Below are 18,595 nucleotides of genomic sequence, written 5' to 3'. Positions count from 1 at the left end.
CCCGTTTGAAGTATTCGTAGAGTCCGTTGAAGATCGGGTCGGCCGCGGCCAGGATGGCGTCGTCGTCCAGGGTGAGGGACAGGCCCCGGATGATGACGTCCAGACCCGGCGCGGCGGGGGCGTCGAAGCGGTCATCTTCGATGTCTGCCTCGTGGACGAGTTCGGCGATTGCGGTCAGGACCGGGTCGTGGATCTCGTATCTGTCCAGGATGGTCTCGAAGCTGCAGTCCGCCCCGTGGTGGCCGAGGTCAACGCCGGGCATATCGAACGGGGTCGCGTCGGCAGGGACGTCAGCGGCGTCGCTAACGTAGATGAAATCCGCCTGGGGGTCGATGGCCCGGCGGATGAGCCAGGCGCAGGCGGCGCGGTCAACGTGCACGCCCGGGCGTGTGGCCCACTTCATTGGCCCGCTTGGAGTGCTACGGGCGGTAGTGCGGACGCCGGTTGGAGGATGGATTTGACTGCGGCGCGGGCGGTCTCGCGTTCGGTGGGCGGGAAGTAGTCCCGCCGGCCGATCTTCCGGTGCTGCTGTTGAAGGCGTTTGGCGGCGCGGGCACGTGCCGCATCCGGCAGGGCCGCCGCGTCGCCGGCGTCCTTGGCCAGGGCGAGGTATTCCTTGCGGCGCTCATCCTGCATCGCTGCCACGATCCGTCGCTCCCCGGCGGGGCTGGACGGGCGGCCGACCCACACGGTGGCCGTCCCGGAGTTGGCCTCGACCTCGGCGGCGATCCACTCCAGATGTTCCTTTGTCCGCGCGTCCGCGGGCAAGGCGACAAGCCCGTCTCCCAGCTGGGCAACGCCAAGGGACTGAAGACGCCGCCAGACGGCGACCCTCGGGCTGGAAGGGGTGCGTGGCATCCGGTAGTTCAGCAGCACCCAGGATCCCGCGGGAAAAGACTCATTACTCACCTACCCATGGTAATCGTGCAACCATGGTTGCACTAGACTGGGCGTGGGGGTAAAGCCGATGGCCGCCCGGCCTGAAAGGGGGAGGGAGCATGGTCCCGCCCGCACTGATCCTGGCCGCCGCACTGATCTCCGGTTCGGCGGTGGCTGCTGCGGCCCGGGCCTGCCACTGGCAGCCATTGCCTTTGGCTGCTGCCACTGCCGGAACGTTTGTCGCCGTCCTGGGGTGGCGGCTGCTGGCAAACCTGTGGTCCCTGAATGATGACTTCATGCCGGCCGTCAGCGCCGGAGACATCCTCTGCCTGCTCGCAGGCGGCCTGCCCCCGGCCCTGGCCGCGGCCGCGGGGTCCCGGCTGTCCCGTCCGTACCTGGTGATCGCCGCCGGCGCGGTCACCGCGTTCGTTGTGAACGTCGTTATCCTCTGAGCGACAGGAGACACCCATGCCGTTCCCCGCGATCCTTCGCCGTGCTGTCACTGCCACGGTGTTGCCGGCGGCCCTGATGCTGGCCGGCTGCTCCGGCCCGGCACCCGCCTCGGCCCTGCCACTGAGACAGGTGCAGGACCTGCCGTTGCCTGGCGGGGCGACACGGCTGGATTACCAGTCGATTGACCCCGCTGCCCGGCGGCTTTACATCGCCCATATGGGAGACGGCACGGTCGATGTCGTGGACCTCGGCAAGCCGGCAGTGGACGGAACGGCCCAGGGTACGGCCTCGGTCCACGGCGTGATGGTGGCCCCTGAGCGGCACACGCTCCTGGCCGCCGCCGCCGGTACCAACGAGGTCGCCCTCATTGATACCCGCACCCTCCGGGAAACCGGCCGGGTGAAGTCCGGCGACCTTCCCGACGGGATAGCCTATGACCCGGCCCATGGGAAGGCCTACGTCTCCAACGAACATGATCATGCCCTGACCGTCATCGACCTCGCGACCGGTCAGGCCCGGTCGCCGATCGAGGTCGGCGGCGGGACCGGAAACGTCATTTACGACCCGACGAGCGGGAAGGTGTTCGTCAACGGGCAGGGCCGCGGCGAGCTGCTCATCATCGACCCTGCCACCGACGCCGTCACGGACCGGCTTAAGGTCGATGGGTGCGACGGACCCCACGGTCTCTTCATCGACGGGGCGAAGCAGTTGGCGTTCATCGCCTGCGAAGGCAACGCAAAACTCCTCGTCCTGGACCTGCGCAGCAAGGAGATCACGGCCCGGTTCGACACCGGCAACACCCCGGACGTTCTGGCGTTCGACCAAGGCCTGCACCGGCTCTACCTCGCAGCCGAGGACGGCACCGTCAGTATCTTCGACGAGCACGACCGCGCCCTGGTCCCGGTGGCGGCGGCCAAGCTCAATGACCACGCCCACACCGTCGCGGTCGACCAGGTCACCCACCGGGTCTACTTCCCCCTCCAGGACATCAACGGACACGCCGTCCTGCGAATCATGGAGCCCGCCAAATAACAGCAGCGACCCCGCAGGGTCCGTTTCGACCGGACGGTTGCATCGTGGCCCTGCCGCCTCCCGAAGGAGCAATGGCGTCCGCCCTTGAGGACGGCCGCCATTCAGGGAAAAGACCGCCCGGTCAGAATTCGACCGTTTCGAATTCGAGCAGGTCAGCGCCCGTCGCGACAGGCCGGCCTCAAACTCCAGTGAACTACATGACGGACAGCCCGCGCGCGACTAAAGATATCGGTCGTTTTTGAGGGAAGTGCTGCAGCGGGAAGAATTATCAACTCCACTGGAGGGATTCTCGAAAATTTGACTTTACCTTGACAAAATGGTAAGATAGTAGTAATAGGGCAAAAGGGAGATGGCTCCCCACCGATTCACGACCGGATTTGCTCACAAAACAGCGCGTCAGGGGTTCAATTCCCCTCGCCTCCACAGTCACGGGGGCGTAGCTCAGTGGGTAGAGCGGCTGTCTGTCTTAGGGGCAAGGGAAGAACGCGTTCCCCGCCGGCTCACGACCGGATTGCTCACTAACCGGAAGGTCGAGGGTTCGAACCCCTCCGGAGCCACTTCATGGCTCTGTAGCTCAGGTGGTAGAGCGTCCGCTTGATTTAGTCTGGATCCTATAACGGCGGCCGCCCCCGACGTACATCCATCCTCTAGTAAGCACGGTCAGGGGCATCCGCACCTTGTGGCCAAATGGGCAGGATCTTGCAGGAAACTAGCTCGAGATCGCTAACCCGCAAAGCAGCCACCCAAGGCCGGCGGGCCCTCCGCGTAGCTCGGGCAAAGGGCGCCGGCGGTCCTTGACGGGGATAGGAGGCTGTCCGCACGAGCATTTACTGTGGTCCATATGGAGAACACACCTTTGAACCTTGAAGCCGGCGACATCGTCGCCATCAACCTAAACCACCCTCTGCGCTACGCCGATAACGAATCCCGGGGGATGATCCGGCTCGAAGTAGACACCGTATCCGAGGTGGGGATATCGGGGCGCGGAAGCGAAATCGATGGTCTTGTGGTGCCCAAGAAGGGCAAGGAGTATGACCGTGTTGGCGGAAACCCTGAAGCGCAGCCCGATTTCTTTCCATGGGCCTCCATCCAGTCGATGTCCCTGATGTACAAAGCAGCTGCCTACCAGGCGCTGTGGGACGAAGAATCAACGTGGGAGTGAGCGCCGGAGCTACCGCTTCGTGCTCCCTCGGATAAGGAATGGCCACGGAAGCGTTCCGGGGCCATTCCTTATTTTCTTGAGACAACAGCGCCTTTAGCTGTCCTTGAGTCTCCTGCCTCCAGGTAGCTTCTCTCCCCATGCCGGGTACATCTCGCCCTGGTTGTGTTCGGCTTCGCGCCGCCGGGTTTCTGCTTCGATGGCTTTAGCAACGAAGTGGGCCCATGTGTTATCCCCTTCGGCGTAGCTGGTCGCCTTGTACGCGGCCTTGGCACGGCTACGAAGGGCGGTTGGGATGCTAACCGTCATGTTTTCGGTCTTGGCATCCTTCGGTTCTTCCTTCTTCGCCGGCGCCTCCTTACGGCGACCGGAGAGCATGCGCGCTAACGGCGCATCGGCAGCTGGGGCTCCGGAGGGGCGCGGCGGCAGCCCTAGCGCGGGCCGGCTGGTGTTCTGCTCGGCGCTCATGCACTAACCTCCTGGGACTCTGCAGCGGCGACGCGCCGCGTTACTTCCATGGCGACTGCATGTAGGTCCTCAGCAACGCTGGATGCAGACTTTGGTCCTGAATTCGTGGCTTTCGCTTCTCCGCGACGAATCTCCCACCATTTGGGTGCTTTGCTGAGTTCCCGTTCAAGCTCGTGCGCTAGCAGCCCCCGTTCCCTGCATGCCTGGGCGGTTGCTTCTGCATGACGGATAGTCATCGGGAACAGCACTTCATCGGTTCCGAAATCCGCAATGAGGTGGTCACGGGTGACCTTGTGGACCTGTTTGGAATTGGTTCCGGTTCCAACCAAGACGACGCCCAAGAGATCCAGTGATGGGTTGAGCCCCACGACACTGTCCATGCGTGCCGCAACCGCAGCGACGCCTTTGCGACTGGACATGTCTGTCTTTAGTGGTACCAGTGCGTACCGTGCCGCTGCGACGGCCGCGGCCTGGAGCGGCTCATTGCCGGGCGGGCAATCAAGTAGAACGAGGTCGTACTCCCCCGCGACAGTTGCCAGCATCTTTGCAAGGGCTAGATGAGCTGCATCGCGGTCCTTTTGGGCCTTGGCTCCAAGAAATGCTGCTGCATCGTCGAGTTCCGGCCCTCCTGCGATGACGTCCAAGTTTGGTCGGACGCTCGTTAGCAGGGCCGGCTCGGCGCCGAAGCAGAGCGCAGCTGCAAGACTTCTGCCGCCGTCCCCTTGGTCGGAATAGCCTAGGTCCTCTGCCAGGTTGCCCTGCGGGTCCAGATCCACGAGGAGTACGCGTGAGCCGGCCTCAGCGAGAAGTCCACCGACGTTGGCTACAATGCTGGTCTTAAAGACTCCACCTTTGCCGTTGATTACAGCAATGATCCTACTGAGCGCTCCACGGTCCAATTCGTTTTTCATTGAGCCCTTCCCTTCACAAGTATTCCCAGCGTAGACAGCAGAACTTGTTTCGCTTGTGAAGCTGGCTCCCGTGTCTTCACTTTTTTCACTTGTGAAAAAAGTGAAAAAAGCAAAACTTTTGTAGCAAGCTGTCATTGCTTTACTGAGCCGAGCGCTTCAATGGGGGACTGCCGGCGCACCGGCCGGGAACCACCGGGAGAGACGGCTACCCATGCTCTAACACCATTTGGGCTAGCGGTCACGATGCCGACGTACGGTGCCGGCTCGCAGTAACACGGCGCTATACGAGCCGGAGCTTGGGCCTCGAGCTTGTTTCCCCCAACATGGCCCTGACCATGGCAGGGTGCCACGACAAGCGGGCTGCAAGCTTTTCCAGTGTTAGACCGTTATCCAGGGCAAGCTCGAAAGCACTCGCGAGAAGCGCTGGTGTTTCGCCGGGAAAGCGTCTGACCGACTCGTTTTGGAGGATTCCGCTGGTCCGCAGTTGCTCAAGCTTTTGGTACGCCCGGCGCGCTGAGCTATCCGACACAAGTCCAAGCTCTCGACTTCGGTAGATGAGCGCCTTTTGCGATACACCCCAGCGCCGGCTGACTTCGTCCAAGGCATTGAGGCGAATTCGTGCTGAGAGCTCGTCTTTAATTAGGTCCGCGGGAGCAAGTAGTTCCGCGGCGAAACGATCCGCTTCTTTCTCTTTTTCAATGTCACCAGCAGCAACGTCGTGGTGCAGCACAAGGTGGCCAAGTTCGTGAGCAGCGGTGAAACGCAGCCGGTAGACGTCGTCCGCGCGGTCAGACGTGAGGATCACAACCGGCCGTGGGAGATGCGTGGTGGAGAACGCATCGACACGTGCTACTTCCTCTTCGGCCAATGTTGTCAACGCGACGATAATTCCATGCTGCTCCATCGTCCTAACAAGGTGTCGAAGCGGGCCTTGTGTGATGCCCCAGCGCTTCCGAAGCTCACGGGCTGCCGCCTCCGGGGAGGGGGAATCCATTTCATCTGCAAGGGCAGGAAGATCGACGTAAGGGAGCTCGACATAGCTCTCCATGGCATACGTCAATTCCCACAGCATCTCCACGTAGGTCACTGCCTTCGCCCGTTGTGAGACTCGAGTACTCCTGAGGCTTCGGAAATGCGCCGTGGATGCGTCCAAATGCGCGTGGGGCCTCCCTGCAGTAAAGAAACTCAATGGGACGCCTAGAGTTTCAGCGAGCCGAGGCAGCTGATCTGGGCGCGGTGTCGTGATTCCCGCCTCGTATTGACCCAGCGCCGCTCCGGAGATTCCTAGTGAAGCCGCAACGTCCTGTTTGGTTCGTCCGGCCAGCAAACGTGCCTGAGTGAGGCGACGAGGGTCAAAGGCCATCGCCGCCACCTTCTCCGGAAAGAGACTGGGCTGGTCGAACCTAGTCATTTTCTTGCTCAGCCGTGTTGGGTAGCTCAACCGGCCGCTCCGCGGAAGGCGTTCCTTCCAGGGAAGTGCGAGGGCGAAGGACAAGTGCTTCCACTTCGCCTGCATCGAACGAATCAACCGCATCCAGATCAGGAACGACGCGGAGTCGCTGGGCGGCAGCCCCGTCAAGGTCGATCTTTTCAGAGTAGGTAATCTCGATGACGTCGTTTTCCCCGAGCTTCGCATAGCCAAAGTGAGCCGAAATCAAGGCGTGCTGGTTGCTCGAATAGGCCAGCAGGGCGACGTGGGCTTCGTCCCCAACAAGTTCCTGAATCATTTCCCGCAAGTCTGGTTCATCTCCAGGAGCGGGCATTTCAGACATATCCGGGCTGCCCTCCCGAGGCGAAAAATCGAACATCGTCTGGACCGCCCGACGTTCGAACAGGGCACGCTTCGTGCCCTTGACAGGCTCGGCCAGAACAGTGTGCTCCAACTGGGAGACCAGCTCCTTCGAAACCCGCCAGGGTAGTACCGGGACACCGTTAAATGCGACCACAGGGTACTTGCCGTTCCGGGGGCGGAATACGTCGGCCCCCTCCAGTTTGCTCAGTTTTCTGGCCACGTCATTCGGGAGGGCTACCCACATTAGCCCGTAAGCATGTGCGGTAGAGAGCTCGCTTCCAGTTTGCAGGGCTACGCACTTGTTATGCGTGTCAATCAGGATGCCCGGGAGCTGTTCCCGTACCTGAGGACCGATTGGACCCAAGAGTTGCGATGCCCAGACATCGGCTTCAGAAGCAGTCACTTTTCCCTCTCCAGCACTTTAGAATCAATTGATCTAATAGTAACTGAGACTTTAGAAATAATCATCAAAAAGTCACCGTCATGTTTGCGACGTATGCAAGCCCTAGAGAGAACCGCCGTAAGTCCGTTCAAGGCTGCATGCTTGACCGGTGATTCGTGGGGTCATCGAGGCTGTGCACATCCGCCGGTTGCGTTGGGTTAGGTTCCTGTGTGTGGTGACCCGGCGGTTGTGTGCAGGCGGTCAGCTGGTTCCTGTCGTCCATCATGTGTGCAGGAAAAGCCCGAAGGGTAGAGCTTTTGCTGTGCACATGTGGGAGAGAGGCTACCCATCGAGGAAACCCCGCCAGTTCGGCTGCGCGGCCGCGCGCAGACTGGAGCGCTGGCGCTTGTTGGCGTCGAACATGGCGCGGATCTTCGCTATGGCGGTGACCTTGGCGGGGGAGTCGCCGGCGTCCAGCTGGGCTGCGCGCTCGGCCTGGCGCTCCAGGATCCGCCGGCGCTCGGCCTCCTGCTCGCGGCGGAGAGTAGCTGCGCGGGCCGTTGCCTGCTGATCGCGGGAGCGCAGCGGCTCGCCGGCCTCGGTGCGCCAGGCGTTGAGGCGGTGCTTCAGCCAGCCGCGTATCCGCCAGGCTTCTTTGGTGTCCGGTGCACCGCTGTGCGGCCACAGCGTGCCGTCAGGCCGCCAGTCGAGGGCGTGCAGAATGTCTGCGACGGTCCATCCGGCCAGGAAAAAGTCCCGGCAGGAGCTGGCGACGTCTTTGGCCGTCATGCAACGCAGGGGAAAGCTCCGGTAGCGGATCTCGGACGCGGCGGCCACACGCTGTACACGGCGGTTTGGCGATCGGTGAGCTGGCCACAGCAGTTCTGGACGCCATGGCACCTCGGTGGCAGGTGCGCCGCTTGCGGCGCCTGCAGGAATGAGCCGTGGCGGAGCCACGTCATTTAGTGAGCTTTTTTCTCGCGCGCGTGCATGGGTTATTTCTTTCTTTCTAAGGTAAGAACCGCCTAGGGCGGGAGGGGTGCCAACTTTATGAACAAGCGCCAGCGGCGACGGTGCGCACAGAACATAGACGGCTGCTTCGTTAATGCGTTCGCCGTCCGGGCCGGCGGTGGCGTACTTGGCCTGCCTGCCGGACGCTACGCGGCCGATCAGGCCCCAAGTGGCTAGGAGTCGAAGGACCCGGGCGACGGTCGTCCTGGACGTTCCCGTGGCCTCAATAAGGGCTTCCCAGCCTGGTCGGCTCGTCATGCTGTCGTAGTCGGCTCGCTCGATCAGGGCACCAAGTACGGAGACGATGGTCGCCCGGCCGTTCCGGTTGCACAGGGAGAACTTTTCGTGCCGCAGGAGGGCTGCCATGGTTTGCCGGCCGTGAGCTGCCCGGACCATGCCCGCCGGCACGGCGGCCAGCACGACGGCCGAAGTCGTCTCCTGGCTGCGGTTTACACGTCGGCGACGCGTAGGAAGCACGGCGTTTTCTGTGGACGCCAAAGGACGTGCGTGTACACTTAGGGGCATAACGGAAGGACCCTCCTAGAGGGTGTGGAAGTAGGAGCCCTTCACCGGGTAGCCGCCAAGCAAATGCGGTGAAGAGCTTAATAACTTGAATTGAAGGCCCGCCTAGTGCGGGCCTTCACCATTTAAGAAGCGCGAGGGATAGGCAAGGCCTCCTGGTTACTGAGCGTGTCGAGCTGCACCTGGTTGAGATGCCGCGTCACGAGGTTCGCGACGTAGTCGCTGACTGTCATGCCTTCGGCTTCCGCAACAGCTGCCAGCTTGTCGGCGTCGGGAATGGGCATGCGGGTACCAACAAGTCGGCGTTCGCCCTTGCTGCGGCGGCCGCCTCCGTTATTTCCTTTACCTGCCATAGGCCCATTCAAGCGGTAACAGTTTCTTAGACTCGGGAGCATTAGCGGCGTGTCGCTTAGAAACCTCTGGCTACGGCCGACGCTGCGGCGAGCCAGGCGCGTTGCGTAGCGGGCTGGAGAGCGTCATAGCGGATGGGTCCGTTGACCAGGGCAGGGTCGTAGGGAATGCGGACGACGGCACGGACGTGCGGGGCGAAGCCGTCCGCGATCCGGCGGCCCTCGTCCTTGGCACGTTTGAGCGCGTCACCGCTCATGCTGCGCTTGGCGTCGGTGGACTCCGAGACGATCACCACCGCGTTCCGCGCCAGCTCTGCGTCGTGGCCACCACGGGACTCAAGCGTCTGGAGGGTCAAGCGAGCGGCCTCGGCGCGGTCCTCAATGGCTGTTACAGGGACCACGAGCTGGTTGGTGTGGTACATCATCCGACGCCAGTTCGCTGCCCGGGCCGTGTTACCGGAGTCCATGACGATCAGCCGGTAGTAGCGGGTAAGCACCTGGTGGGCAATGTCCACTTCCTCGGCGGTCACCTCGTGGTCGCCTTCCTCGTTCTCGTCCGAGCGCAGGACGTCGAACTTGTCCGCGGTCTGGTGGTGTACGAACCGGGCGATTTCGGCCGCGTTGGTGCTGGGGGAGAGCAACGTCTGGGACGAGTCGATGAGGTCTAAGACGCTATTGGCATGGTTGCCCTGCTCGGTCCGCCAGCCGAGTGTCCCTTGGGACTCGTTGTTATCCCACGCGACGGTGGCCGCGCCGCTGTACCGGGCCAGGATCGCGCTGAGCATGACGACCGTGGGTGTCTTGTTCGCTCCGCCCTTGCGGTTGACCACAGCCACCGTCCGGGGGCCGGGCCAGTGCTGGCTCACCGTGCGGATATCTTCGCGCTCGGCCAATTCCTCGGGGGACGGTTCCATGCGGAAGCCCAGGCGGGTCAGTGTGCCGCGCCAACCACGCGTAGCGGGCTCCAGTACGGGCGCGCTGACCAGGAACGAAGTGTCCTTGAGGCTCCGACGCGTGACAGGTTCCGGGATAGCTGCTTTGGCAGCTGTCGAGGGTTCCTGGACGCCCAACCGTCATCGCCTACGTAGTCAGCCAACTCCAGGCCTTTTCCCTCCTGGCCTCCCCGGTAGACGTCAAGGGCGTAGCTTACGAAGAGATCGTAGGCTCTAATCTTCGCGGCGACCGAGGCGAATTCTTCACCCCACGAAATGCCTGCCGCATGGCGGTCACTATGCTCAATCCCCAACCCCATGAAGTGGTCCTCGACCCGGCATGTGGGACTGGCGGGTTCCTCATAACAGCCATGAACCACTCATTGGCCTTCATCGAAGCGGACGAGCGTAAGAACTGGATGGACCCCGCCTCCGGCACAGAGGAGGAACGCCAGGAGCTTTACCGACGCAGGACGGAGTATCTCTCCAGCTGCGTCAATGGCATCGACCTGAACCCCGGCCTAGTTCGGGCGGCGAAGATGAACATGGTCATGAACAACGATGGTTCTGGGGGACTTTGGCAGGCGAACAGCCTCGAAAGTCCGCACACCTGGGAGCCGTCGCTGCGGGAAAAGATTCGCTATGGGTCCGTGGACGTAATCGTTTCAAATCCGCCTTTCGGCGCCAATATCGTCATCGACGACGAGGACCTTCTGGCCCAGTACGAACTGGCCGCTATGTGGGATAAGGATGAAAACGGGCAACTGAGCATCCGCAGGAACGTAAGCGGAATCCCCATCCTGCAGAAGTCTCAGCCTCCGGAGATCCTTTTTATCGAGCGGTGTATTCAACTGCTGCGTGAAGGCACCGGCCGTATGGCTATGGTGATTCCCAACGGCATCCTCAACAACCCGGGCTTGGCGTACGTGCGTACGTGGTTGCTGCAAAATGTACAGATTCTGGCTGTGGTCGATATGCATCGCGACCTCTTCCAGCCGAGAAATGACACTCAAACTTCCATCGTCGTCATGCGCCGGCTTTCGTCGGAAGAGAAAGCTTTGGCGCAGTCCGATGGTCTTGACTACCCGATTTTCATGGCTGTAGGAGAGAAGATTGGCCACGACAAGCGTGGCAACACTATTTATCGCCGGACTCCGGACGGTGCCGACGCTATAGCGGTCCGCACCGAAACTATCAGTGAGATTGATCCTGAGACGGGGGTCGAGGTGCTCAAAGAGATTGAGGTTCGTGAGCGTCAGGTGGACGACGAGCTTCCTGAGGTTGCGACGGCATATCTCCGGTGGTTGGGTGAGCAAGCATGATTATTGCTCCGGTCCGCTCACGCTTTGCACGTGAGGGCTTGAGGCTTGACGCTAAGTTTCACTGCTCTCCGGGCGTCCAGGCTGCGGAGCGACTTGTCCTGCTGAAGGCAATGGGCGTTACTACCCAGACGGTTGGCGGCGAAGATGGGTTGGGGTCCATTGCCCCCACGAGCCGTACGAAGAGGGTATACGCCGGTCTAGGGGAGACGAACATCCCTTACCTCCGCCCTTATGACGTCTTCGATTACCTTCCTGAGGCTGCGGATCTGCTGTCCGCAACCGAAGGTTCTGCTGCTGCACTGATGCCGCAAGCGGGCACGATCCTGCAGACTTGCTCAGGTCGAAATCTGGGGCCCCTGGCAATTGCGGACGAGTACATAGCTCAGTTTGCTCTCAGTGACGACATGCTGCGGCTAAGCATCCAAGACACCACCACCCGCAACTATGTGTTCGCATTCCTAAGCTCGCCCACAGGTCAGGCCCTGTTGACCCGCAACAAGACTGGTGGAGTTATTGACCACTTGTCCGCAGATGACATGGCGGCAGTTGAAGTTCCCTTTTTTGAGTCGGGCTTCGTGTCGGCCATCTCTTCGCTCGTACAGGAATCGCTGCAGTTGCGGGAAGCTGCCAGGCTGGAAATCACCCGGTTGGTTAAGGACATTGAGGACAGCGCGCCCTACGAGACCCGAGATGCCGCGATGAAAGAGGGATGGACAGTATCTGCCAGCCAGCTCAATGGACGGCTGGACGCTGCTCGTCACGACCCCGAGGTGTCGAGAACCCGTGCAGCGCTGCTGGCCGCTGGCGGCACGAGGTGCGGGGACGTTGCAGAGGCAAACATTCCCGGACGGTACACCCGGTACTACGTTGAGGAAGCGTACGGGCGTCCCATCGTCTCCGGACGTCAGCTCCTCCAAACTAATCCGGTCAACATGCGCTATCTGGCGGCTCGGTCAGTGGATTTCACCAAATATGAACTTCTCCCAGGCATGATCGCATTCGGGGCCGAAGGTCGTGCGGACGAAAGAATGGCGATCCCCGTGCTCATCACTGAATCCAGGGCGGGTTGGTTGGCGAATAACCACGTGATGAGGATCAAGTGTCTTCCCGGCACTAACCCGGGATCACTTTTCCTAGCGTTCTCCACACGGCAGGCGCAGCTTCAGGTCCGTGCTCTTTCTTGTGGCTCCGTTGTGGACGCTGTCTACAGCGGCGACGTAGAGAACATCATCCTCCCTCAAATCCCCGAAGAATCAGGACGGGCAGCGTTTGAGGCATGGGAAAACCTCGACCGTGCAAACGCCTTGCAAGCTGAAGCCATCCAGTTGATTCAAACCGAGATTGAGCAACGCGCAGTCTAAGCATTCACAGGAGACCAGTTATTGCCATCAGGAGAGGTGAACATGGGGCTGCGAAACTTGCTGAGAAGGCGTCGGACGCCAGCCGCGGTAGTGTCGGCCCCTGCTCGGACGGCTGCTCCCCGCGAACCTGAACCGCTGACGCCTGAGCAGCGGGCCGATCTGCAGGCGGCGTGGGTGGAGCTGCGGCAGGCTATGGAAGAGTCCCATGTGACCTCGTTCCGTGCCTGTAACCGGGGCGGACGCTATTGGGGCGAAGATCCGGACGCGATGCGGGCCATGGCTGCCACGTTCAGGAGCCTCAAGAAGGACACGACTAATAGCGCGACCAACGGGCCGGACCAGACGTAACAACGTCAGACACGGAAAAGGGGCTGGCACCACTGTGGTGCCGGCCCCTTGCGTGCTCCTGGAGTACTAGCGGCTCATGCCCTTCTGCAGGAGTTTGGTCTGGCCGTTGGTTCCGCGCGTATTGCGGGCCTTCGGGCTGCGCCCTGGAGCCTTGGCCACGGCCGTGCTGGGCGGCGTGCCCTGGTCCTGGTCGGCGCTAAGCCGTGCCTGAACGGCCTCGCGGTCGGCAACGCCCTCCAGACTGGCGGCCAGCTCCTGTCGGCGCTCGGCTGAGTCGTACTTAATGCCTGCTTCTCCGGTCAAAGCCTCGGGCCGCTGGTTCTCTTCGGTCACGTCCTGTTCGCGGTCCTGGTCCTCCCGGGTGGCCTCAGCCAGCAGCTGCGCGGCCTGGGTGTTCTCGTCACGGCCGGTGCTGCGCTCCTGCTCTGCCTGTTCGCGGTCCCGTTCGGCCTTCGCCAGGGCAGGGGCCACCGACGCATCGTTGGCGCCCAGGTTGTCCACGTCCAGGCCGTAGCGGCGTTGCACTTGGTCCCGGATCACCTCGGCCGCGCTGCGCGCCGCCGGGTCGTGGTCCTTCCACGCGGTGGCCGCCTCGTGCACTCTCTCGACGTCGCGGCCGGTGGCCGTGTCCCACCAACGGTTGTCCATCACTGGGGCGAGCTGTGCACGGGCTGCTGCGCGCTCTGCGTCAAACCGGGCCTGCAACTCACGGGCCTGCTGTTCCCCGGCCGCCTGGGCGCGGCGAATAGCCTGCTCGCGCGCCCTGGCCACCTGCTCACCAAGCCGGCCGGCGACAGTCAGCCCGACGCGTGACATTCCCTCGATAGCCTCGTCGATGCCGTCAGATTCACTCATGCTTCCCCCTCCTGGTGTTATCTCTCAATGTCCGGGCGGGTGGTCCCGCCTCGGGTGGTTGCGTGGTCGCGTGCCTGCTCGTACTTGGGCGGCAGCACCGATCCGGGGGAGCGTGACGGAGTCTGGCCGGCCGCGCTCGTCCGCACCGCTTCGGCCGCCTCGCCGTCTACCGCCGGCACTGTCGCGGGGACGCTCGGCAGCGTGGCTGCCACCTGGCTCAGCTGTGTCTTCACCAGATCACTGATCTGGCGTGCCCTGCGCAGGTCGTTGGACGCCTTGTGCATGTCGTGGACGGCCTTCGCGACGTTCAGAAGCTGGCGCAGCATAATCGCTTGCGCGGCCGTTCCGGTGCCTCCCATGGTGGCCGCCATGAGCACCAGGGACGCGCCCCGGGCAGACGGGCCTACGGTGCGGACCGGCCGGGCCGGGTATCGCCGCAGCTGTGCCGTCTTGGACAATTCGTCGGCCGCAGCTGCCAGCGGTCCCGGTGTCGATTCCGTGGCTGTTGACCAGGCTGCGAACGCCCCGGACGTCTCCCTGGCGACCTGCGCCCATGTCGCGTGGTCGTCCATCGGGACGGCTCGCAAGCTCTCCCGCAGCCGGGCGACTTCGTTGCTGTACTGCTCCCACATCTGGGGATCTGGTTCCTGCGCCTCACGGCCGATGTTGGCGGGCCGTCGGCCACGTGCGGCTGCGCCCCATTCGGCTACAGCTCCGTCCGCCAGCTCGGGACTGTCGGCCCACGCTCCGCGTAGTCGCGGAAGGGTCAGGTCCTTGGCCAGCTGGCCACCGCCGAACCATACGGGCCGGCCCCCCTTGGGCGGACGTTCGGCAACAGAGTAGCCAACCACGACGTCATCACGACCAGCTGCGTAACGCGGTTTGATCATGGCACCCGTGCGGCGGAAGCGACGGACAAACTCAGCCTCATCCTGGGCGGCAGTGGCGCAAGCCCGGACCTTGCGGGCAAGTGAACGTCGTTCCGGTTCTTCCACTCCGCGACGCTCGGCTGCTTCGCGCTCACCGGGGCGAAGTCCACGCATGGCGTAGACGGGAGAAAGCTCCTCCAGGCCATGCTTCTTCTCAAGCGAGCGGGCCGTTTCCTGGGCACGCTTGTAGTCCAGGTGGCTGCTCCATTTTGTGCCGTCCTCGCGCACCATTGAGGCCGCAATGTGAATGTGGTCATTGCCGGCCTTGCTGTGCCCGTGGCGGATCGCCACCCATGACACGGGGGCCTTGCCGCTGGCCTCTGTGAAGCCCATTTCATCCATGAACTCGTTGGCGATCTCGGCCCACCTCTGGTCGGTAAGGTCGCCTTCTTCCGCGCGCAAACTCAGCGAGCAATGCCAGACGTGTCCGCCCTTGACCTCCACACCGAGAACGTTCTTCGCCTGGTCGAGCTGGTGCGCAATCGACAGGGCTGCGTCGCGGTTCAGCTGATCGTCATTGTGCCACGCCATGATGGGCGCGGAGCCGGCCACCAAGTGCGGGTCGGCGTGTTCGTTGGATCGTCCAGGACCGGCCAGGTACACCAACAGGCCGGCCATGCGGTCGCCCTTGGTGATGTTCGGAATCATCAGCCGGCCAACCCGTCGATGATGCCATTCATGCGTTCGGCAATCGCACGCACACGTCCCAGGGCCACGCGTGCTTCCTCGGGAAAATCGTCGGTGGCATTGGCATGCTTCGCCAGCTGGTTCACATTGTTGGACAGTGCAGCCAGGTAGCGGCGGGCTGCCATGAACTCAGTGGCCAGGGCGCGACGCTCTGCGAGTGAATCGGAGGACTGCGCGTACAGAGCAGCACTAACCAGAATCTCTGACGGGCTGCGTCCAGTCTGCTCTTCCAGTACGTAAAGGCGCGTCCGTTCCTGTTCCGACATTGAGACGCGCACGTACTGGGTTTCGCCGTCGATGTTCGCACGGCGACGACGGTTCAAGCGACGGCGGGAACTCTGTTCCTCAGCCATTGCATTACCGCCTTTCCATGCCCAGCGCAGCGCCCCGGAATCTCCGGGATCACACGCCAAGTGTGACGCATCCTCGATACGAAGTCGAGGATCAAGCCTACTTATGACACATAAGTGTATAGCTTGCTGCGGCGCCGATGCTAGAGGCGGTATGGTGTACGGCATTCTTCGGCGCCTAAAGGGGGCAGAAAACCTGCTCCGCTAAACTTGGGGGTCATGGCTACCAACATTGATGCAGAGAAGATCGAACGCGAGCTTCAGAAGCGGCTCAGCAACCGCATGGACTCGGTGCGGGAACTGGTCAAGTCCAGGCAGAAGGTGGCCGACGCACGCGATGCCCTTAGCGTGGCCGAAGACGAAGACGTGCGCCGCTACCAGGCGGCACTCGCTGCTGGCTGGACCGCCGACGAACTCCGCTCGGCAGGCCTCAGCGAGCCGGAGAAGAAGCTGCGCGTTCGCAAACGCGCGGTACGTCGGACCACACCAACACCGGAGTCACCTGAACAGACGGAACAGCCGCAACACCACGTGTAGCCTCTCGCCCACATGTGCACAGCAAAAGCGATTTCCTTCGGGCTTTTCCTGCACACATGATGGACGACAGGAACCAGCTGACCGCCTGCACACAACCGCCAGGTCACCACACACAAACAACCTCACCCAGGAGGGCCGGCGGATGTGCACAACCTCCTGCACCGGATGCCTATCGTGCCGTGCAAAGGACATGAAATGAAGCTCACGACAACGCCCAAGGGCTCTAGAGGCAGGGTGTCCGATCCGGCAAGCGAGCAAGAGTATGCACAAGCACTGCTGAGACTGTTGGATGCGAATCTGTCCCTCTATGACGATATGAACCGTTGGCCAAAATCGGAGCCAGGGTCACTACTCTTCGAAGACGATCAAGCAACGTACCCTTTCCCTATATCAAATGATGTTCGCTACCTGCTCCTCGTCGCGGCAGACAATCTAAACGGCTTGCGCAGCATGATTCTTGAGGCCACGGAGAACGGCCAACCGAGACTGAACCTTCACGTCTTTGCGCCCTACACACTCATTAGAAATGCCATCGAATGTGCCAGCACAGCGCTCTGGATCATGACGCCCGCTGAGCGACATGAACGCGTCCTGCGCTTGGCACAGTTTGAGCTAGAGGACGCAAAGAAGAACAAGGCAGCACTAACTGCTTTCGGTGGCAGTGGCGAAGAGACCTTCAACCGGAAGAAGGGCATCATCGAAGGGATTATCAGACGCTACGCAGAGTTGTCCTGGAAAGGTGTTGACGATGGCTTCCGGATTACGGGGCTACTGAGAACCATCGGATCCCTCCCTGGATTGGAAGGTCTTAACCCCTTGGGTAAGTGGCAGATTGCCAGTGGCATGGCCCACGGCAAACGATGGGTGGGAACTCTGCTCAGCGATCTCAAAGAGGATGCTCAGCCAACGACAAAGGGAGACAGTACCTTCCTGCTGTACGGCAGTTTCGAGAGGGTTTTTTGGCTTGCCCAATGTGCACAGACATTGCTGTACGAAGCAAGCAACCAAGTCATTGAAAAGTCCCAGGAGACAACAGGCGATCAAGCACAGGGGAACAACGTTGAAGACCCCCGCTAGCAGAAGGGGAAACAAAGGAGATGACTGACGTGGCGCGTAACCATCACGGTTCCGCAGTTCTCCTTAAGAGGTTTCGCGGCAGCGAATTGCCAGGTAATTTGTGGAGCCTCCCGTACGGTTTTCACGAAACGCGGTTGAGAAACTCCCTCATAAACTCAACCACCTGACTTTTGCGAGCGGCATCATATTGCCCGTATTCGATGGAGAAATTCTGTTCTTCGCTGATGCCATGGGCATTCATTTGCACCGTAAAAAGTCCGAGTCGGTTATTCTCGGCGGCACCGCAACCTGGAACGTCGAGACTCACGTCGTAAGGCTTTCCCCAACTCACAAGTTCGCAGTCCCTAACCAGGAACACGGGTGGCCCCGGAAATGCGGACGGGTTGCTGCGCAGTTCCTCCGGACGAAAGAATCCCACTCTTAGCCCGGCGGTGATGAGATATCCATCCGAACGACGCCCGGCAGGATCGAAACTGCTGCCCCACGCTGCGATCGTTTCTGGCAGGTGGGAAGGGTCGTCATACTGCCGAAGCCGCGCGAACGAGGCTACGACCAGCTGCAGATCCTGGAGGGCATCCTTGGGTGACATCCCGGCCTCCACCGGTGACTCGTCCTCTTCTTCCTCGTCTTCATAGTCGTAATCGTCCTCGTAGTCATCATCTTGATATTCCTCCTCCTGATCTGCGGCCGCCCCGTCATCGACGTCGGCGGACTCATTAGAATTGGCCGGGAATGGGTGTTGAGGGCCATGCACGGATGGCTCTGAGATGATTTCCTCTTGCAGATGCGCGGCCGGTCCCGGTGACGTACGCGGAACCCGGGACGCTGCTGGATCCGGCGCCATGGCATGCCGAAACTCCGGGAGGACAAAGTTGTGGACCAAAGTGTCGAGCACAATCCCGTGGGGAGTCCTGGAAGTCAGATCGGTGAAGCCGGCCCTTAGTCGATACCGATCCTGGACGATCTCGCCGACGTTGCTGTGATGCCAGCCCCCAGCAAGCTTGATCCAAGTGTCGAACGTCCAATACCCGCTCCTGATGTACAGGTCCACTACCGTGTCGCTGCAAACGACCCGGATGGTTCTGCTCTCCGGCGAGTCCTTGGTCGTGTCCTCCTGCATGCTGGCCGTATATCCCCGACGGTGCAACTCGGACTGCATCGTGTTGAAGGCGCGTTTCCAAAGGAAATTTTCGAGTCCCATGTACTGCCTTTCCGATCACTGTGCGGGCGAATGAATG

The 18,595-nt window shown here is 61.7% G+C and carries 19 protein-coding genes and 2 pseudogenes; 7 read left to right on the top strand and 14 right to left on the bottom strand.

Annotated features, from left to right (window positions below; all coding sequences use genetic code 11):
- A partial coding sequence (locus tag LFT44_RS21965; RefSeq protein WP_236803202.1) for a chromate resistance protein ChrB domain-containing protein occupies window positions 1-403 on the bottom strand: 403 nt, incomplete at its 3' end.
- Entirely contained in the window at window positions 400-909 is a 510-nt protein-coding gene (locus LFT44_RS21960) for a Chromate resistance protein ChrB (RefSeq protein WP_236803201.1), read from the bottom strand. The genes LFT44_RS21960 and LFT44_RS21965, both read right to left, overlap by 4 nt.
- Before the next feature lie 89 nt (window positions 910-998).
- On the opposite strand from LFT44_RS21960, the gene LFT44_RS21955 reads away from it, so the two are divergent.
- The 3 genes from LFT44_RS21955 to LFT44_RS21945 all read left to right on the top strand — a co-directional run bounded on the left by LFT44_RS21955 (window position 999) and on the right by LFT44_RS21945 (window position 3,526).
- On the top strand, window positions 999-1,331 hold the full coding sequence (locus LFT44_RS21955; RefSeq protein ID WP_236803200.1) for a hypothetical protein: 333 nt from the start codon (window positions 999-1,001) through the stop codon (window positions 1,329-1,331).
- 16 nt (window positions 1,332-1,347) lie between these two features.
- The gene (locus tag LFT44_RS21950) at window positions 1,348-2,364 is read left to right on the top strand and encodes a YncE family protein (RefSeq protein ID WP_236803199.1); all 1,017 of its coding nucleotides are present in this window, start codon (window positions 1,348-1,350) and stop codon (window positions 2,362-2,364) included.
- 841 nt (window positions 2,365-3,205) lie between these two features.
- Complete coding sequence (locus tag LFT44_RS21945; protein ID WP_236803198.1) at window positions 3,206-3,526, top strand: hypothetical protein; 321 nt, start codon at window positions 3,206-3,208, stop codon at window positions 3,524-3,526.
- A gap of 93 nt (window positions 3,527-3,619) precedes the next feature.
- Here the strand turns inward: LFT44_RS21945 and LFT44_RS21940 are convergent, their stop codons facing one another.
- The 8 genes and pseudogenes from LFT44_RS21940 to LFT44_RS21905 all read right to left on the bottom strand — a co-directional run.
- The gene (locus LFT44_RS21940) at window positions 3,620-3,991 is read right to left on the bottom strand and encodes a ParB family protein (RefSeq protein ID WP_236803197.1); all 372 of its coding nucleotides are present in this window, start codon (window positions 3,989-3,991) and stop codon (window positions 3,620-3,622) included.
- Window positions 3,988-4,902, bottom strand: a complete 915-nt coding sequence (locus LFT44_RS21935) for a ParA family protein (RefSeq protein WP_236803196.1) — start codon at window positions 4,900-4,902, stop codon at window positions 3,988-3,990. Before LFT44_RS21935 ends, LFT44_RS21940 begins: the two co-directional genes overlap by 4 nt.
- Window positions 4,903-5,182: 280 nt before the next feature.
- Window positions 5,183-5,989 carry an ImmA/IrrE family metallo-endopeptidase gene (locus tag LFT44_RS21930; protein ID WP_236803207.1) on the bottom strand — a complete coding sequence of 269 codons (807 nt, stop codon included), beginning with the start codon at window positions 5,987-5,989 and terminating at the stop codon, window positions 5,183-5,185.
- A gap of 102 nt (window positions 5,990-6,091) precedes the next feature.
- Window positions 6,092-6,265: pseudogene (locus LFT44_RS21925) on the bottom strand (helix-turn-helix domain-containing protein); the annotation flags it as partial.
- Between the two features lie 40 nt (window positions 6,266-6,305).
- On the bottom strand, window positions 6,306-7,097 hold the full coding sequence (locus tag LFT44_RS21920) for a hypothetical protein (protein WP_236803195.1): 792 nt from the start codon (window positions 7,095-7,097) through the stop codon (window positions 6,306-6,308).
- Between the two features lie 321 nt (window positions 7,098-7,418).
- The gene (locus LFT44_RS21915) at window positions 7,419-7,865 is read right to left on the bottom strand and encodes a hypothetical protein (protein WP_236803194.1); all 447 of its coding nucleotides are present in this window, start codon (window positions 7,863-7,865) and stop codon (window positions 7,419-7,421) included.
- A gap of 869 nt (window positions 7,866-8,734) precedes the next feature.
- On the bottom strand, window positions 8,735-8,962 hold the full coding sequence (locus LFT44_RS21910; protein WP_236803193.1) for a hypothetical protein: 228 nt from the start codon (window positions 8,960-8,962) through the stop codon (window positions 8,735-8,737).
- Between the two features lie 56 nt (window positions 8,963-9,018).
- Window positions 9,019-9,996: pseudogene (locus tag LFT44_RS21905) on the bottom strand (chromosome partitioning protein ParA); the annotation flags it as partial.
- On the opposite strand from LFT44_RS21905, the gene LFT44_RS21900 reads away from it, so the two are divergent.
- Window positions 9,993-11,213, top strand: coding sequence for an HsdM family class I SAM-dependent methyltransferase (locus LFT44_RS21900; protein ID WP_336885654.1), 1,221 nt, complete (start codon window positions 9,993-9,995; stop codon window positions 11,211-11,213). The pseudogene LFT44_RS21905 and the gene LFT44_RS21900 sit on opposite strands and share 4 nt — an antisense overlap.
- Window positions 11,210-12,574, top strand: coding sequence for a hypothetical protein (locus tag LFT44_RS21895; protein WP_236803192.1), 1,365 nt, complete (start codon window positions 11,210-11,212; stop codon window positions 12,572-12,574). The genes LFT44_RS21900 and LFT44_RS21895 overlap by 4 nt, the downstream gene beginning before the upstream one ends.
- A 414-nt stretch (window positions 12,575-12,988) precedes the next feature.
- Here LFT44_RS21895 and LFT44_RS21890 read toward each other — a convergent pair whose 3' ends face one another.
- The 3 genes from LFT44_RS21890 to LFT44_RS21880 are packed head-to-tail and all read right to left on the bottom strand — an operon-like array spanning window position 12,989 to window position 15,746.
- Entirely contained in the window at window positions 12,989-13,777 is a 789-nt protein-coding gene (locus LFT44_RS21890) for a hypothetical protein (RefSeq protein ID WP_236803191.1), read from the bottom strand.
- Between the two features lie 17 nt (window positions 13,778-13,794).
- Window positions 13,795-15,354 (bottom strand): relaxase/mobilization nuclease domain-containing protein, encoded by a 1,560-nt coding sequence (locus LFT44_RS21885; protein ID WP_236803190.1) that lies wholly within the window; start codon window positions 15,352-15,354, stop codon window positions 13,795-13,797.
- Window positions 15,354-15,746 carry a plasmid mobilization relaxosome protein MobC gene (locus tag LFT44_RS21880; RefSeq protein WP_236803189.1) on the bottom strand — a complete coding sequence of 131 codons (393 nt, stop codon included), beginning with the start codon at window positions 15,744-15,746 and terminating at the stop codon, window positions 15,354-15,356. Before LFT44_RS21880 ends, LFT44_RS21885 begins: the two co-directional genes overlap by 1 nt.
- Before the next feature lie 216 nt (window positions 15,747-15,962).
- On the opposite strand from LFT44_RS21880, the gene LFT44_RS21875 reads away from it, so the two are divergent.
- Together LFT44_RS21875 and LFT44_RS21870 are read left to right on the top strand one after the other, a co-directional pair.
- Complete coding sequence (locus tag LFT44_RS21875; protein WP_236803188.1) at window positions 15,963-16,280, top strand: hypothetical protein; 318 nt, start codon at window positions 15,963-15,965, stop codon at window positions 16,278-16,280.
- 195 nt (window positions 16,281-16,475) lie between these two features.
- Window positions 16,476-17,357, top strand: coding sequence for a hypothetical protein (locus LFT44_RS21870; RefSeq protein WP_236803187.1), 882 nt, complete (start codon window positions 16,476-16,478; stop codon window positions 17,355-17,357).
- A gap of 121 nt (window positions 17,358-17,478) precedes the next feature.
- On the opposite strand, the gene LFT44_RS21865 is transcribed toward LFT44_RS21870, so the two are convergent.
- Window positions 17,479-18,558 (bottom strand): hypothetical protein, encoded by a 1,080-nt coding sequence (locus LFT44_RS21865; RefSeq protein ID WP_236803186.1) that lies wholly within the window; start codon window positions 18,556-18,558, stop codon window positions 17,479-17,481.
- Window positions 18,559-18,595 lie beyond the last annotated feature (37 nt).

Source organism: Arthrobacter sp. FW306-05-C (assembly GCF_021801725.1).
GTDB lineage: Bacteria > Actinomycetota > Actinomycetes > Actinomycetales > Micrococcaceae > Arthrobacter.
The sequence above is the reverse complement of the archived record's forward strand: the minus strand, read 5'-3'. Positions and strand labels throughout refer to the sequence as shown.